Origin of the sequence: Bacillus sp. DE0042 (assembly GCF_007680225.1) — a bacterium.
Lineage (GTDB): Bacteria > Bacillota > Bacilli > Bacillales > Bacillaceae_G > Bacillus_A > Bacillus_A wiedmannii.
In genome coordinates this window covers 1-15,617 of sequence record NZ_VEJP01000018.1, presented here as the reverse complement: position 1 = coordinate 15,617, position 15,617 = coordinate 1, and the positions used below count along the sequence as shown (strand labels likewise).

At 37.0% G+C, this 15,617-nt stretch carries 14 protein-coding genes and 2 riboswitches; of the genes, 11 read left to right on the top strand and 3 right to left on the bottom strand.

Going from position 1 to position 15,617, the window contains the following annotated elements; genetic code table 11:
- Nucleotides 1–246: 246 nt before the first annotated feature.
- Genes tsaE through tsaD form a run of 4 tightly spaced genes read left to right on the top strand, consistent with a single transcriptional unit; the run spans nucleotide 247 to nucleotide 2,866 of the window.
- Nucleotides 247–720, top strand: coding sequence for a tRNA (adenosine(37)-N6)-threonylcarbamoyltransferase complex ATPase subunit type 1 TsaE (gene tsaE / locus FS802_RS30355; protein ID WP_000049636.1), 474 nt, complete (start codon nucleotides 247–249; stop codon nucleotides 718–720).
- On the top strand, nucleotides 701–1,393 hold the full coding sequence (tsaB, locus tag FS802_RS30350; protein ID WP_000865750.1) for a tRNA (adenosine(37)-N6)-threonylcarbamoyltransferase complex dimerization subunit type 1 TsaB: 693 nt from the start codon (nucleotides 701–703) through the stop codon (nucleotides 1,391–1,393). Before tsaE ends, tsaB begins: the two co-directional genes overlap by 20 nt.
- Before the next feature lie 13 nt (nucleotides 1,394–1,406).
- Complete coding sequence (gene rimI, locus FS802_RS30345; protein WP_000367199.1) at nucleotides 1,407–1,850, top strand: ribosomal protein S18-alanine N-acetyltransferase; 444 nt, start codon at nucleotides 1,407–1,409, stop codon at nucleotides 1,848–1,850.
- Nucleotides 1,850–2,866 carry a tRNA (adenosine(37)-N6)-threonylcarbamoyltransferase complex transferase subunit TsaD gene (gene tsaD, locus FS802_RS30340; RefSeq protein ID WP_000414581.1) on the top strand — a complete coding sequence of 339 codons (1,017 nt, stop codon included), beginning with the start codon at nucleotides 1,850–1,852 and terminating at the stop codon, nucleotides 2,864–2,866. Before rimI ends, tsaD begins: the two co-directional genes overlap by 1 nt.
- 407 nt (nucleotides 2,867–3,273) lie before the next feature.
- Here the strand turns inward: tsaD and FS802_RS30335 are convergent, their stop codons facing one another.
- Nucleotides 3,274–5,208 (bottom strand): ABC-F family ATP-binding cassette domain-containing protein, encoded by a 1,935-nt coding sequence (locus FS802_RS30335; RefSeq protein ID WP_000602168.1) that lies wholly within the window; start codon nucleotides 5,206–5,208, stop codon nucleotides 3,274–3,276.
- Between the two features lie 187 nt (nucleotides 5,209–5,395).
- Here FS802_RS30335 and FS802_RS30330 point away from each other — a divergent pair, with 187 nt between their 5' ends.
- A complete protein-coding gene (locus FS802_RS30330) occupies nucleotides 5,396–6,025 on the top strand; it encodes a redox-sensing transcriptional repressor Rex (RefSeq protein ID WP_000372703.1) in 630 nt (209 codons plus the stop codon).
- 29 nt (nucleotides 6,026–6,054) lie between these two features.
- On the opposite strand, the gene FS802_RS30325 is transcribed toward FS802_RS30330, so the two are convergent.
- On the bottom strand, nucleotides 6,055–6,246 hold the full coding sequence (locus FS802_RS30325) for a YdiK family protein (protein ID WP_001246201.1): 192 nt from the start codon (nucleotides 6,244–6,246) through the stop codon (nucleotides 6,055–6,057).
- On the bottom strand, nucleotides 6,243–6,992 hold the full coding sequence (locus FS802_RS30320) for a CPBP family intramembrane glutamic endopeptidase (protein WP_000745348.1): 750 nt from the start codon (nucleotides 6,990–6,992) through the stop codon (nucleotides 6,243–6,245). The genes FS802_RS30325 and FS802_RS30320 overlap by 4 nt, the downstream gene beginning before the upstream one ends.
- Nucleotides 6,993–7,393: 401 nt before the next feature.
- Here FS802_RS30320 and groES point away from each other — a divergent pair, with 401 nt between their 5' ends.
- The 6 genes from groES (at nucleotide 7,394) to FS802_RS30290 (ending at nucleotide 15,342) form a co-directional block, all read left to right on the top strand.
- Nucleotides 7,394–7,678, top strand: coding sequence for a co-chaperone GroES (gene groES / locus FS802_RS30315; RefSeq protein ID WP_000917306.1), 285 nt, complete (start codon nucleotides 7,394–7,396; stop codon nucleotides 7,676–7,678).
- Nucleotides 7,679–7,716: 38 nt separating this feature from the next.
- Nucleotides 7,717–9,351 carry a chaperonin GroEL gene (gene groL, locus FS802_RS30310; protein ID WP_001029984.1) on the top strand — a complete coding sequence of 545 codons (1,635 nt, stop codon included), beginning with the start codon at nucleotides 7,717–7,719 and terminating at the stop codon, nucleotides 9,349–9,351.
- Nucleotides 9,352–9,490: 139 nt separating this feature from the next.
- Nucleotides 9,491–9,592, top strand: a riboswitch (purine riboswitch).
- Between the two features lie 165 nt (nucleotides 9,593–9,757).
- Nucleotides 9,758–11,296, top strand: coding sequence for a glutamine-hydrolyzing GMP synthase (gene guaA / locus FS802_RS30305; protein WP_000743915.1), 1,539 nt, complete (start codon nucleotides 9,758–9,760; stop codon nucleotides 11,294–11,296).
- A gap of 154 nt (nucleotides 11,297–11,450) precedes the next feature.
- Nucleotides 11,451–11,552, top strand: a riboswitch (purine riboswitch).
- 128 nt (nucleotides 11,553–11,680) lie between these two features.
- Nucleotides 11,681–13,006, top strand: coding sequence for an NCS2 family permease (locus FS802_RS30300; RefSeq protein ID WP_000833102.1), 1,326 nt, complete (start codon nucleotides 11,681–11,683; stop codon nucleotides 13,004–13,006).
- Nucleotides 13,007–13,151: 145 nt separating this feature from the next.
- Nucleotides 13,152–13,853 (top strand): response regulator transcription factor, encoded by a 702-nt coding sequence (locus tag FS802_RS30295; RefSeq protein ID WP_000190041.1) that lies wholly within the window; start codon nucleotides 13,152–13,154, stop codon nucleotides 13,851–13,853.
- A complete protein-coding gene (locus FS802_RS30290) occupies nucleotides 13,837–15,342 on the top strand; it encodes a sensor histidine kinase (RefSeq protein ID WP_000719225.1) in 1,506 nt (501 codons plus the stop codon). The genes FS802_RS30295 and FS802_RS30290 overlap by 17 nt, the downstream gene beginning before the upstream one ends.
- The last annotated feature ends 275 nt before the right edge of the window (nucleotides 15,343–15,617 follow it).

Here is a 15,617-nt window from a genome sequence, read left to right as displayed (position 1 = left end):
CCGTGGTGTAGTGGTTAACATGCCTGCCTGTCACGCAGGAGATCGCCGGTTCGACCCCGGTCGGGACCGCCATTTTATATAAAGAAAAGAACGAAACATGTTGTTTCGTATTTTTTTATTTGTTTTAACAAAAAACTAATAAAGACAGTCAAACTATCCTTAGGAAAACTCCTAAGGACTTTTTTATATATTCAAAACCTGTATAATAAAGAGCAGAGAACATTGTGAGTAAAGTAGGTGAAGTCTGTGAGTAAATATGAAATAACAACAAACTCTTCTGAGGAAACACAAAGATTATCAGAAAAACTAGGTGGACTTGTCGGTGCACAAGATGTAATTATTTTAGAAGGAGATCTAGGGGCTGGTAAGACAACTTTTACAAAAGGGCTAGCAAAAGGTCTTGGAGTGAAAAGAGTTGTAAATAGTCCTACCTTTAATATTATTAAAGAATATAAAGGGAGATTGCCGCTATATCATATGGACGTGTATCGCTTAGCGGAAAGTGAAGAGGACTTAGGTTTTGATGAGTATTTCTACGGTGAAGGAATTACCGTAGTAGAATGGGCTCATTTAATAGAAGCATTTTTACCAAATGAGAAGTTACAAATTAGTTTATTCCATGCTGGAGATGATACAAGGAAAATTGTACTCGAGCCAATTGGAGATCGATATATTAGATTATGTGAGGAGCTATTACAAGATGAAAGTACTAGCAATTGATACTTCAAATTACGTAATGGGTGTATCCCTTATTGAGGAAGGAAACGTAATTGGGGAAATCATTACAAACTTAACAAAAAATCATTCTGTACGTCTTATGCCAGCTGTAGAGAAATTGTTAAAAGAATGTGGTGTAAAACCGAAAGAATTAACTAAAATCGTTGTAGCTGCTGGACCTGGATCATATACAGGTGTTCGTATAGGTGTGACAGCTGCAAAAACATTAGCTTGGTCACTTCAAATACCAATTGTAGGTGTATCAAGTTTAGAAGTAGTGGCTGCAAACGGTGCTAATTTTAATGGATTGATCTGTCCTTTATTTGATGGAAGACGCGGACAAATTTATACTGGGTTATATACATATGAAGGAGAGCATTTAAATTCTATAGAAGAAGACCGAATCATCCTTATTGTAGACTGGTTGCAAATGTTAAAAGATGCAGGAAAGCCTGTTTTATTTATTGGTAACGATGTTAAACTGCACAAAGAGACGATTATCGAACATTTAGGCGAACAAGCTGTATTTGCTCCCTTCACTAAAAATAACCCAAGACCAAGTGAGTTAGCTTTCTTAGGGTTACAAAAAGAAGAACAAGATGTACATTCATTTGTTCCTAGTTATCTTCGTTTAGCTGAAGCTGAAACAAAGTGGTTAGAAAGTCAAAACAAGTAGGAGTCTCCAGAAGATGGATATGATATTTAGAAAGATGGAACTCGATGATATCGCTCAAATTGTAGCTATTGAAGAAGCGTCTTTTTCAACTCCTTGGACTGCAGATGCCTTTCACCGTGAGTTAACGACGAATGAACATGCACATTATGTTGTGCTAGAAAAAGATGGTCGTGTAATTGGGTATTGTGGATTGTGGATAATTATTGATGAATCACATATAACAAATATAGCTATTTTGCCAGAATACAGAGGTCAAAAGCTAGGGGATGCTTTATTGAAAGAAGTTATTTCCGAAGCGAAAGATTTAGGGGTAAAAACGATGACGCTTGAAGTACGTGTATCAAATGAAGTAGCAAAACAGTTATACAGAAAATACGGATTTCAAAATGGTGGAATTCGTAAACGATACTATGCAGACAATCAGGAAGATGGTCTCGTAATGTGGGTGAATATATAATGGAAAAAAATACGATTATACTTGGTATTGAAACAAGTTGTGATGAAACAGCAGTAGCAGTTGTTAAAAATGGAACGGAAATTATTGCGAATGTCGTTGCATCACAAATTGAAAGTCATAAACGTTTTGGCGGAGTTGTACCAGAGATTGCATCCCGTCATCATGTAGAAGAAATTACAGTTGTGTTAGAAGAAGCTTTAAAAGAAGCAAATATCACATTTGATGATATTGATGCAATTGCTGTAACAGAAGGACCTGGGTTAGTAGGAGCGCTTTTAATAGGGGTAAATGCAGCGAAAGCAGTGGCTTTTGCACATGATATTCCTCTAGTGGGTGTTCATCATATCGCTGGGCACATTTATGCGAACCGTTTAGTAAAAGAAGTTCAATTCCCACTACTATCACTTGTTGTATCTGGTGGACATACGGAGCTTGTTTATATGAAAGAACATGGTTCATTCGAAGTGATTGGTGAAACAAGAGATGATGCAGCTGGAGAGGCATATGATAAAGTAGCTCGAACGTTATCCATGCCATATCCAGGTGGTCCTCACATTGATCGCCTTGCACATGAAGGGGAACCGACAATCGATTTGCCTCGTGCATGGCTAGAACCTGATTCGTATGATTTCAGTTTCAGTGGATTGAAATCAGCAGTTATCAACACTGTGCATAACGCAAAACAACGCGGGATAGAAATTGCACCGGAAGATTTAGCAGCAAGTTTCCAAGCGAGTGTAATAGATGTGCTTGTAACGAAAGCATCTCGTGCAGCAGAAGCGTATAACGTAAAGCAACTGCTTCTTGCTGGTGGAGTAGCTGCGAATAAAGGACTTCGCGCACGTTTGGAAGCGGAATTTGCGACAAAAGAAAATATTGAGCTAATTATTCCTCCACTATCTTTATGTACCGATAATGCAGCGATGATTGCAGCCGCAGGTACAATTGCATATGAACAAGGAAAACGTGCTACATTAGCTTTAAATGCAAATCCAGGATTAGATATTGAAGCATAGTTATACACAAAATTAACCACAGCTTGTGGATAAAACCCATATTATCTGTTGATAATATGGGTTTTATTGTGTATATAAAATGTTGATAACTTTTTTGTTAGTTGTGGATAATGTGGAAAAGTTATTTTGGGGTTTATTTTATAAAGGTGGATATGTGTATAAACCTGTGGATAAAGTAGGTGAAGTCTGACCTTTGAATGTATTCTTTTTTGGGAAATAAATCGCAAAAAGATATCTCTAAAAAACATTTTGAAATGTGCCCTTATTATAGGGGCGAGCCAACATTGTCAAACTTTGTCGGTAAATCGGTATGTCGTGTCGAATCGTTTATACCCCAGCTAGAAGATAAAAAGGATGTCGCATAGTCAAAAATCCCGACTTATGAGACATCCTTCTTATTCATACTCTTATAAATGTAATTCTTCCCATTCTGCCATACAAGCATCAAGTTGCTCTTGTAGTGTTTGCTTTTTCGTTGTAATTTCACTAGCCTTTTCATAATCTGCGTATATTTCTGGTAAGCAAAGTTGATCTTCTAACGTAGCAATTTCTTCTTCAAATTCTAAAATATTTTGTTCTAGCTCCTCAATTTTTCGAGTGCGTTGACGTTCTAATTGTTTACGCTCTTTTTCTTCGAGATAATTTAATTTTTCTTGAGCTACAGTTTTTTGAACAGGTGCTTGGTTTTCTTGCTGTTCTTGTTGTTCAAATGCTGCACGTTCAATCATTTCATTTTTCTTCTCCACATAGTAATCGTAATCGCCTAAATACTCTTGTGCACCTTCTGTTGACAACTCAACAACGGTCGTCGTTACACGATTAATAAAGTAGCGGTCATGTGAAACAAATAGAAGGGTGCCTGGATAATCAATTAAAGCATTCTCCAAAATTTCTTTACTATTTAAATCAAGATGGTTCGTAGGTTCATCGAGAATTAATAAATTCGATTTTTGCATCATAAGTTTTGCAAGAGCTAATCGAGCTTTTTGTCCACCACTAAGAGAAGATACTGGTTTTAGTACATCATCCCCTGTGAATAAGAAGTTACCTAATATCGTGCGAATTTCTTTTTCGGGCTGCAGTGGATATTCATCCCATAACTCATTTAAAACTCGCTTAGAAGATGTTAAGTTTGCTTGTTCTTGATCATAATAACCAACAGATACATTGGATCCGAAAGAAACATCACCATTTAATAGTGGTAACTTATTCACAAGTGATTTTAATAATGTGGATTTCCCAATTCCGTTTGGACCAACTAAAGCAACGCTATCCCCGCGAGTTAAGCGCATAGTTACATGTTCAATAATCGGATCATCATCATAGCCGATAGTTGCATCCTTTACTTGTAAAACATCATTTCCACTTTGTTTTTCGATATCGAAGTGGAAGGATGCTGACTTAGAATCACCTAAAGGTCTAGTCAATAATTCCATTCTATCTAATTGTTTACGACGGCTTTGAGCACGTTTTGTCGTAGATGCGCGAGCTATATTTTTTTGAACGAAATCCTCAAGCTTAGCGATTTCATCTTGTTGTTTTTCATAACGTTTCATGTCTTGCTCGTATAATGCTGATTTCAAGTCTAAATATTTACTGTAGTTACCAACAAATCGTCTGCTTTCTTTATTCGAAATTTCATATACTTGTGTAACGAGTTTATCTAAGAAATAACGGTCATGAGAAACGATTAGTATTGCGCCAGGATAGCCTTGTAAATATTGTTCAAGCCATGTTAATGTTTCGATGTCTAAATGGTTTGTAGGCTCGTCCAAAATAAGTAGGTCTGGTTTCGTTAATAATAATTTACCGAGAGCTAATCGTGTTTTTTGTCCACCACTTAATGTAGAAATCGTCGTCTGGTGCGTTTCAACTGGGAAGCCAAGACCACTTAAAATCGAGCGAATATCTGCTTCATATTGATATCCACCTTGATCTTTATAATCTAATTGCAATTGGTCATAATCAGCTAATAATCTTTCATATGTAGCCTCGTTTGAAAAGTTTTCTTCTTTTCCCATCTCTTGCTCTAGCCTTCGAAGTTTTGTCTCCATTTGCTGCAAGTGTGTAAAGACGGTTAACATTTCATCCCAAATTGTTAAAGATGTTTCTAACCCGGTATTTTGAGCTAAATATCCGATTGAGACATCTTTCGGTTTTATAATTTCGCCACCATCATGAGATAGCTCACCAGCTATTATTTTTAATAATGTAGATTTTCCGGCCCCATTTCGTCCGACTAATGCGATACGATCTTTCGTTTGAACTTCTAATTTTATGTTTGCAAGAATCGTTTCTGCACCGTATAATTTCGTAAGCGCGTTTACTTGTAATAAAATCAATGTTTTCACCTCAAATAATTTCTTAACTTTGCCATGTTTATATTTCTCAATCATACTAAAAATAGTGTATAGTTTAAAATAAAGAGAGAATACTTCTTCTCTTTATTATACAGGGAAATTCATGAGTGCTAAACTTCTGTATTTGATTCAAGTATATGAATAAAGATAGGAAGAGAGGAGAGGTTATATGGATCAGCAAAAAATTCCACAGGCCACTGCCAAACGATTGCCTCTATACTATCGATTTATCCAAAACTTATCTCTTTCTGGTAAGCAACGTGTTTCATCAGCCGAATTGAGCGAAGCGGTAAAAGTTGATTCCGCAACGATTCGAAGAGATTTTTCATATTTTGGAGCGTTAGGGAAAAAAGGTTATGGATATAACGTAAATTATTTATTATCATTTTTCCGTGAAACACTCGACCAAGATGATATAACACGTGTAGCACTTATTGGAGTAGGTAATTTAGGGACCGCTTTCTTACATTATAATTTCACGAAAAACAATAATACAAAAATTGAAATGGCGTTTGATGTTAGTGAAGAGAAAGTCGGGACAGAAATCGGGGGCATTCCTGTATATCATTTAGATGAATTAGAAGAACGTTTATCAACTGATATACAAGTGGCAATATTAACAGTACCCGCTACAGTAGCACAATCTGTAGCAGATAGATTGGCAGAAACGAACGTGCATGGTATTTTAAATTTCACACCAGCGCGCTTAAATGTGTCAGATAATATAAGAATTCACCATATTGATTTAGCGGTAGAGTTACAAACACTTGTTTACTTTTTAAAGAATTATCCACAATAAAACGCAGAGGAAGCGACCTCTGCGTTTTATTATTGTTTTTTCTTTGTGAATTTAACTAAGATAAGGCGAAGTGCCAAATTAAAATCAATTGTTGCCATAACTGCAAATAGTATTGTCCACATATTCCAGATTGTATCTGTTACGTTCGTAATGGCGAAGCGTGTAAAGATACATCCTAGAAGGAAGTACAATGCAGCCATGAACAATGGTGAGTTCCTCATACTAAAAATCCTCCGATAAAGCCTTGCATTTTTTCAGCTTCTTTAATCATTTCTTGAATTTGTTCATTGCTCATTAAAACTTGAGCAACTGCAACTAATGTATTCATTGCAACATGAGCCGCGATAGGGACGATAATACGCTTCGTTTTTACATATAAAAAGGCGAATACGAGTCCCATAGAAGTGTATACCAATAAGTGAGTGAAATCAAAATGAATTGCTGCGAATACAAGAGAACTAATGATAGCAGCAATAAAGAAGTTAAACTTCTTATAAAGTGTACCAAATAAAATTTTTCTAAATACGATTTCTTCCAAAATAGGTCCTATTATAGAGATAACGATAAGGAACCAAGGTGTCGTTCTTGCGATATCCATAAGTCTTGCTGTATTTTCTGATCCAGGTTTAATTCCTAATACACGCATTTCTATCATACCGGCAATACTTTGTGAGAAAAATGCTAGGAAGAACCCAATAAAAATCCAACCAATCGTAGCTGGAACAGTAGAGCGCATTGTATCTAAACGTCTGTCACGAATATCTGTTCTAAGTAACCAAAGTACGATACATAATGCAATAAAGAAGCTAATGATTGCCCAGTGGCCAGTTATGAGTTGAAATTTCTCTTCTCTAGTAAATCCTCTGTTATCATAAAGTCCAGTTTTCAGCAGAAGTGGTAATCCAGCAATGGATGATAACTGCATTAAAATGTATGTAACGATAACCCACCAATATTGTTTTTTCAAATGGTTTAACCATCCTTTCTAACTCTAGTGTATGAGATAAGGTAGGATAACATGTAAGTATGCTACCTACGATATAAACTTCACTTAAATTATGTTTTTTTCGTAAATCCTTATTTGAAATTATAATAGAAGACAGGAGAAAGTTGTGTGTATAGCGAAAACAACTTAGGGTGTCCTTTCATATTGTAACATACGAGTAGTGGAAACAACGATTCATATAGTAAAGGTAGAAGAAGAGGGACTCTATATAGAAAAGTGTATAGCTTAATTTGCGAAAAAATTATGATTTTTTTACTTGCAAAAGAAATTGAGATTATTTATTATTATAAGTGTGTTAGCACTCGGGTGACTTGAGTGCTAATAAATAAAATTTACATAACAAAATGAGGAGGTTATTGTTCATGCTAAAGCCATTAGGTGATCGCGTTGTAATTGAGCTTGTTCAAGCAGAAGAAAAAACAGCAAGTGGTATTGTATTACCAGACACTGCAAAAGAAAAACCACAAGAGGGTAAAGTTATTGCAGTAGGTACTGGTCGAGTGCTTGAAAATGGTGAGCGTGTTGCTTTAGAGGTAGCTGCAGGTGATCTTATCATCTTCTCAAAATATGCAGGTACTGAAGTAAAATATGAAGGTACTGACTACTTGATTTTACGTGAAAGTGACATTTTAGCAGTTATCGGTTAATTATATAAATCTTAAAAAATTCAAGGGGGTCAATTATTATGGCAAAAGATATTAAATTTAGTGAAGAAGCACGTCGTTCGATGCTTCGCGGTGTCGACACTCTTGCAAACGCAGTTAAAGTAACGCTTGGACCAAAAGGTCGTAACGTTGTACTTGAGAAAAAATTCGGTTCACCACTTATTACAAATGACGGTGTAACAATCGCAAAAGAAATCGAATTAGAAGATGCATTCGAAAACATGGGTGCAAAATTAGTAGCAGAAGTTGCTAGCAAAACAAATGATGTAGCTGGTGACGGAACGACAACTGCAACTGTATTAGCACAAGCTATGATTCGTGAAGGTCTTAAAAACGTAACAGCTGGTGCGAACCCAATGGGTCTTCGTAAAGGTATCGAAAAAGCTGTTACTGCTGCAATTGCAGAATTAAAAGAGATTTCTAAACCAATCGAAGGTAAATCTTCTATCGCACAAGTAGCTGCTATTTCTGCGGCTGACGAAGAAGTTGGTCAATTAATCGCTGAAGCAATGGAGCGCGTTGGTAACGACGGCGTTATTACTTTAGAAGAATCTAAAGGATTTACAACAGAATTAGACGTAGTAGAAGGTATGCAATTTGATCGTGGATATGCATCTCCTTACATGATTACTGATTCTGACAAAATGGAAGCGGTTCTTGATAACCCATACATCTTAATTACTGATAAGAAGATTTCTAACATCCAAGAAATCTTACCAGTATTAGAGCAAGTGGTACAACAAGGTAAACCACTTCTTATCATCGCTGAAGACGTAGAAGGCGAAGCTTTAGCTACATTAGTAGTGAACAAACTTCGTGGTACATTCAATGTAGTAGCTGTTAAAGCTCCTGGATTTGGTGACCGTCGTAAAGCAATGCTAGAAGATATCGCAATCTTAACTGGTGGCGAAGTAATCACTGAAGAATTAGGTCGTGACTTAAAATCTGCTACAATTGAATCTTTAGGACGCGCTGGTAAAGTTGTTGTAACGAAAGAAAACACAACTGTAGTAGAAGGTATCGGAAATTCACAACAAATCGAAGCTCGCATTGGCCAAATCCGCGCGCAATTAGAAGAAACTACTTCTGAATTCGATCGTGAAAAATTACAAGAACGTCTTGCAAAACTTGCAGGTGGCGTAGCAGTAATTAAAGTAGGTGCAGCAACTGAAACTGAGTTAAAAGAGCGCAAACTTCGCATTGAAGATGCACTTAACTCAACTCGTGCAGCAGTAGAAGAAGGTATCGTTGCAGGTGGTGGTACTTCACTTATGAACGTATACACGAAAGTAGCTTCTATCGTAGCTGAAGGCGACGAAGCAACAGGTATCAACATCGTACTTCGCGCACTAGAAGAGCCAGTTCGTCAAATCGCAATCAACGCTGGTCTAGAAGGATCTGTAGTTGTAGAGCGTCTAAAAGGCGAAAAAGTAGGCGTTGGTTTCAACGCAGCTACTGGCGAGTGGGTTAACATGCTTGAAACTGGTATCGTAGATCCAGCTAAAGTAACTCGCTCTGCACTTCAAAACGCAGCATCTGTTGCAGCTATGTTCTTAACGACTGAAGCTGTAGTAGCTGACAAGCCAGAACCAAATGCACCAGCAATGCCTGACATGGGCGGCATGGGCATGGGCGGTATGGGCGGAATGATGTAATTCCGTTTGCTCGAAAAACATCCATTTCTATATAGAAATGGATGTTTTTTTATGTTTTTTAGAAAAGGAAATGAATTTCTGTAGAATTTTGTCGCTTTCTCTCTTGACCATACGGATACTTCATTGTTAGAATCTAGGAAGATAATATAAAACAATCCTTCATATATCCTCGATGATATGGTTTGAGAGTCTCTACCGGGTTACCGTAAACAACCTGACTATGAAGGCAGTGCGTCTTATATTTATAAAGAGCGGAAGACTATCTTTCTTTATAAAGCCAGACCCCTGCCTTTTCTTTGTTATGAGACTAGAGGCGGAGGACTGGCTTTTTTTATTATATTAGTAATGCTTTTTGCCAAATTGGTGAAAATATTTATATACGAGAACTAACGTTGGGGTGATTATTTTGAAGAAGCAGCATGATACAATTATCGTTTTAGATTTTGGGAGTCAGTACAATCAGTTAATAGCACGTCGAATTCGTGAGTTCGGTGTATACAGTGAACTTCATCCACATACAATTACTGCAGAAGAAATTAAAGCAATGAATCCAAAAGGGATTATCTTCTCTGGTGGACCAAATAGTGTATACGGTGAAGGCGCATTACATTGTGATGAAAAAATCTTTGAACTAGGATTACCGATCTTCGGTATTTGTTACGGTATGCAGCTTATGACGCAACACTTCGGTGGGAAAGTAGAACGTGCAAACCACCGTGAGTACGGAAAAGCTGTTCTTAAAGTAGAGAACGAATCAAAATTATATGCGAACCTTCCAGAAGAGCAAGTTGTATGGATGAGCCATGGTGACTTAGTAACTGGTTTACCTGAAGGATTCGTAGTAGATGCGACAAGTGAGTCTTGTCCGATTGCTGGTATGAGCAATGAAGAGCAAAACTTATACGGTGTACAATTCCACCCAGAAGTACGTCACTCTGAGCACGGTAACGATTTAATTAAAAACTTCGTATTCGGCGCATGTGGTTGTTCTGAAGGATGGAACATGGAGAACTTTATCGAAGTAGAATTAGAGAAAATCCGTGAAACTGTTGGAGACAAAAAAGTACTATGCGCACTTAGCGGCGGTGTAGACTCTTCTGTTGTAGCAGTATTAATTCATAAAGCAATCGGCGACCAATTAACATGTATTTTCGTTGACCACGGTTTACTTCGTAAAGGTGAAGCAGAAGGCGTTATGAAAACATTCAGCGAAGGCTTCCACATGAACGTTATTAAAGTGGATGCACAAGAACGCTTCATGAACAAGTTAAAAGGTGTAGAAGATCCAGAGCAAAAACGTAAAATCATCGGTAATGAATTCATTTACGTATTTGATGATGAAGCTTCTAAATTACAAGGAATGGACTTCCTAGCGCAAGGTACACTTTACACGGACATCGTTGAAAGTGGTACAGCAACTGCACAAACAATTAAATCTCACCATAACGTTGGTGGACTTCCAGAAGACATGCAGTTCAAATTAATTGAGCCTTTAAACACGTTATTTAAAGATGAAGTACGTGTATTAGGATCAGAACTAGGAATTCCTGATGAAATCGTATGGCGTCAACCGTTCCCAGGCCCTGGTCTTGGTATTCGTGTATTAGGTGAAATCACAGAAGAGAAATTAGAAATCGTTCGTGAATCTGATGCGATTTTACGTGAAGAAATTATTAAAGCGGGCTTAGACCGCGAAGTTTGGCAATACTTTACTGCGCTTCCTGGTATGCGTAGCGTAGGTGTTATGGGTGACGAGCGTACTTACGATTACACAGTAGGTATCCGTGCAGTAACATCTATCGACGGTATGACAGCTGACTGGGCGCGTATCCCTTGGGACGTATTAGAGAAAATCTCTGTACGTATCGTAAACGAAGTAAAACACGTTAACCGTATCGTGTATGATATAACAAGTAAGCCACCAGCAACTATTGAGTGGGAATAGTATTATAAAAAAAGATCCATCTAGTGCTCATGCATAGATGGATCTTTTGTGTTTTTACTCTTAATACGAACGAAAGTATAAAAGTTTATAAAAATGTTCGCTTTTAAATTGACAAAACTACTTCATCGAGTTAATATGAGTATGTAATTCAAACGAAAAGTGAATATTATGCCGTCGTATAATATCGGGGATATGGCCCGAAAGTTTCTACCTAGCTACCGTAAATGGCTTGACTACGAGGCGTTTAGATAAAGATGAGGGGAAACTTGTCTTTATTCATAGAACGCTTCCATGTATATGCAATGGAAGCCTTTTTTATTTTTAATAGATAAAAGAGGGCTAGGGAGATTACGGCGAGTAATCATATAACGGGGGAAACGTAAGATGAAACGCTATTTTCAGTTTGATGAACTCGGTACAAATTATAAAACAGAGTTCATAGCAGGTTTAACGACATTTTTATCTATGGCTTATGTATTATTTGTCAATCCTGCTACGCTGTCACTTGGAAATGTTAAAGGGTTACCAGCAGGTACAGGAATGGATCCAGGTGCAGTATTCGTTGCTACAGCATTAGCAGCGGCGATTGGTTCGTTAATTATGGGGATCTTCGCGAAGTATCCGATTGCTTTGGCGCCGGGGATGGGAATTAACGCGTTCTTTGCTTATACGGCAGTGTTAACGATGGGTATTCCGTGGCAAACAGCAATTGCTGGAACATTAATGTCAGGTATTATCTTTATTATTCTTACAGCTTCAGGTATTCGTGAAAAAATCATTAATGCAATTCCAACAGAGTTAAAGTTTGCAGTAGCGGCAGGTATCGGATTGTTCATTGCTTTCCTTGGATTCCAAAATGCCGGAATTATCGTGAAAAATGATGCTGTTCTTGTTGGGTTGGGGGATTTAACAAAGGGCACAACGTTACTAGCAATCTTCGGGGTTGTTACGACAATCATCTTCATGATTAAGAAAATAAATGGTGCAGTTTTCTACGGTATGATTCTTACAGCAATCTTAGGAGTAGCGACAGGATTAATTGATACTCCGAAAGCGGTAGTGGGAGCAATACCGAGTCTAGAACCAACGTTCGGTGTGGCGTTAACTCACTTCGGAGATATTTTCACTGTTCAAATGGTGATTGTTATTATAACGTTCTTCTTCATCGATTTCTTTGATACAGCAGGTACACTTGTAGCGGTTGCGAATCAAGCTGGATTAATGAAGAACAATAAATTACCACGTGCAGGAAAAGCATTATTTGCAGATGCGATTGCAACTGTAATCGGTGCAATCTTAGGTACATCAACAACAACGTCTTACATTGAATCTTCTGCTGGGGTAGCAGCGGGTGGACGTTCTGGATTTACAGCAGTTGTAACAGCAGGATTCTTCTTGCTGGCACTATTCTTCTCGCCATTATTAAGCGTTGTAACACCAGCTGTAACAGCGCCAGCATTAATTATTGTAGGGATCTTGATGGTTTCATCTTTAGGCGAAATTGATTGGAAGAAATTCGAGATTGCAGTACCAGCATTCTTTACAATCATTTCAATGCCACTTACGTATAGTATTGCGACAGGGATTGCAATCGGGTTTATCTTCTATCCAATTACAATGGTAGTAAGTGGTCGTCGTAAAGAGATTCATCCAATTATGTATGTTATGGGAGTTTTATTCGTACTATATTTCATCTACGTTCGTAAATAAAAGGGGTTTTTTGAAAGGTCTAGACTTAAGGGGAGTCTAGACCTTTTTTGCGTCTTCAGAAAATCTTAAGGATTTCCGAGCGTTTTTCTTCAGAAGTTTTCCTATAATAGAAGTTAGGGATTAAAAAAGTGATGGGGGAGATATTGTGGCAACCGAAACAATACTTGTCGTAGATGATGAAAAAGAAATTAGGAATCTTATTACAATCTATTTAAAGAATGAAGGATATAAAGTATTGCAAGCAGGAGACGGAGAAGAAGGATTACGTTTACTAGAAGAAAATGAAGTACATCTAGTCGTATTAGATATTATGATGCCAAAGGTAGATGGTATCCATATGTGTATGAAAGTAAGAGAATCGAAAGAAATGCCAATTATTATGCTTTCTGCGAAAACGCAAGATATGGATAAAATTTTAGGATTAACAACAGGTGCAGATGATTACGTAACGAAACCATTTAATCCGTTAGAGTTAATCGCAAGAATTAAATCTCAGTTACGTCGTTATATGAAGATGAATGGTTTTGCTATTCAAAATGAGGACGAGTTAGAAATTGGAGAGATGAAAATAAATATTTCAACCCATAAAGTTATTGTGGATGGAGAAGAAGTGAAACTGACACCGAGGGAATTTTCAATTTTAGAATTACTAGCTCGTAACCCGGGTATGGTCTTTAGTGCGGAACAAATTTATGAAAAGGTTTGGAATGAAAGATCTTTCCAGTCGGATAACACGGTAATGGTTCATATTCGGAAAGTGCGTGAGAAGATTGAGGAGAATCCAAGGAAGCCTAGATATATAAAAACTGTATGGGGAGTGGGATATAAGATTGAAAAAGATATTTAATCCATTTACTTATATTAGGAAAACTAGAGAATTAATTGAAAAGCTAGTGAAGAGGGTGAAGCGGAGTGTACGCATTCAACTTATTACTGCGTTTACTGCTTGTGCGTTGTTAGGGATTTTGTCAGCAAAAGCAGCAGCACCTTTTTTTGAGAATGCGAATCGGCAGGCGACAATCGATTATCGGTCTGGTATGGAGCAAATTAATCAACAAGCTCAAAGTGTGGCAAATAGTTCAGTTCATGAAAATAAATTAGAAGCTATATCAAGTATGATTGAAATAGAGAATCAAAATTTAGAACAAAACTCTAGAGCTTTAAAAGTGTTGGTTACTGACGAGAGTGGAAAAGTTTTATATAAGACGAAGCAGGCGCAAGAAGAACAAATTGATTTGCATAATACAATTCGTAATGCATCATCGTTTGCGATTAATTATATGAATGGTAGAAAAGAATTTGAAAGTACGAGAAAAGAATTTATAGCTTTTGCACCTATTACAATAGAAGATAAGAATTTATACATGTTTGTTAGTGGGATTCCGGAAGGTGAAGTAATATATGATACGCAAGAAGGACCGTTTCCATTTTTCATAGGTGTACTTGTATTTATTTTCTCTTTCTTCTATATAACAAAGAGAAAGATGAAGCAAATTGAAGCGATGGCACAAGGTGTAAAGGAAATAGAAAAAGGTAACTTAGCGTACCGTATTGAGAAGAAAGGTGAAGATGAGATTGCGTCTTTAACCGAGAATATTAATAATATGGCGGAAGAGCTTATGAATAATATAGAAAAGGAACGTAAATTAGAGAAGCAAAAGAATGAGCTTATTACGAATGTATCTCACGATTTACGTACACCATTGACTTCTATAATGGGTTACTTGCGGTTACTTCGAGATTCTAAATATGAAAATAAAGAACAACATGATGAATATACGAGAATTGCTTTTGCAAAGTCGGAGCAGTTAAAAAATTTAATAGAAGATTTATTTGAGTATACGAAGTTAACAAACGAGCAAGTTATATTAGAAAAACAAGAGGTTTGTATAAATGAGTTATTGGAGCAATTAATAGAAGAGTTAGTACCGCAGGCGGAAGAGCATGGACTTACGTTTGTTAAGAAGTTTCCTGAGGAACGTACCTATGCGGCGATTGATTCGGAAAAGATGGTTCGTGTATTTGATAATCTATTAATGAACGCGATTAAGTATAGTAAAGATGATGGGGAGATAAAAGTTTCTCTTCAAAGGCAGCGCCGGGATATACAAATTGTAATTGCGAATCATAGTGAAGAGTTTACGAGAGAAGAGTTAGGGAGTTTGTTTGAACGCTTTTATAAGAAAGATCAATCTAGAAGTAGAGTAACAGAAGGGTCGGGACTTGGATTAGCGATTGCGAAAAGTATTGTTGAGTTGCAAGGTGGTAGTATTCGAGCTGAATATGAGGGTGGTATTATTCAGTTTATCGTCTCGTTACCAATTATAGAAAAATAATAAATGAATAGAATGATATTTGATAAAAAAGCTTATTTTAAAAGAAATAAGCCTTTTTATATTTTTTTAGAAAAACATGTTGACGATTAAGGTTTAGAGGTGTAATATAGAACAAGTCGCCGATGCAATAACGCAGAACGCGGTAAACGAAACGAAAAACTTAGTTGACATTAACTAACGAAGATGTTAACATAAGGGAGTCGCAAATGAGCGACCAAGTAGTTCTTTGAAAACTGAACGAAACAAACAACGTGAAACGTCAATTTTTATTTTTA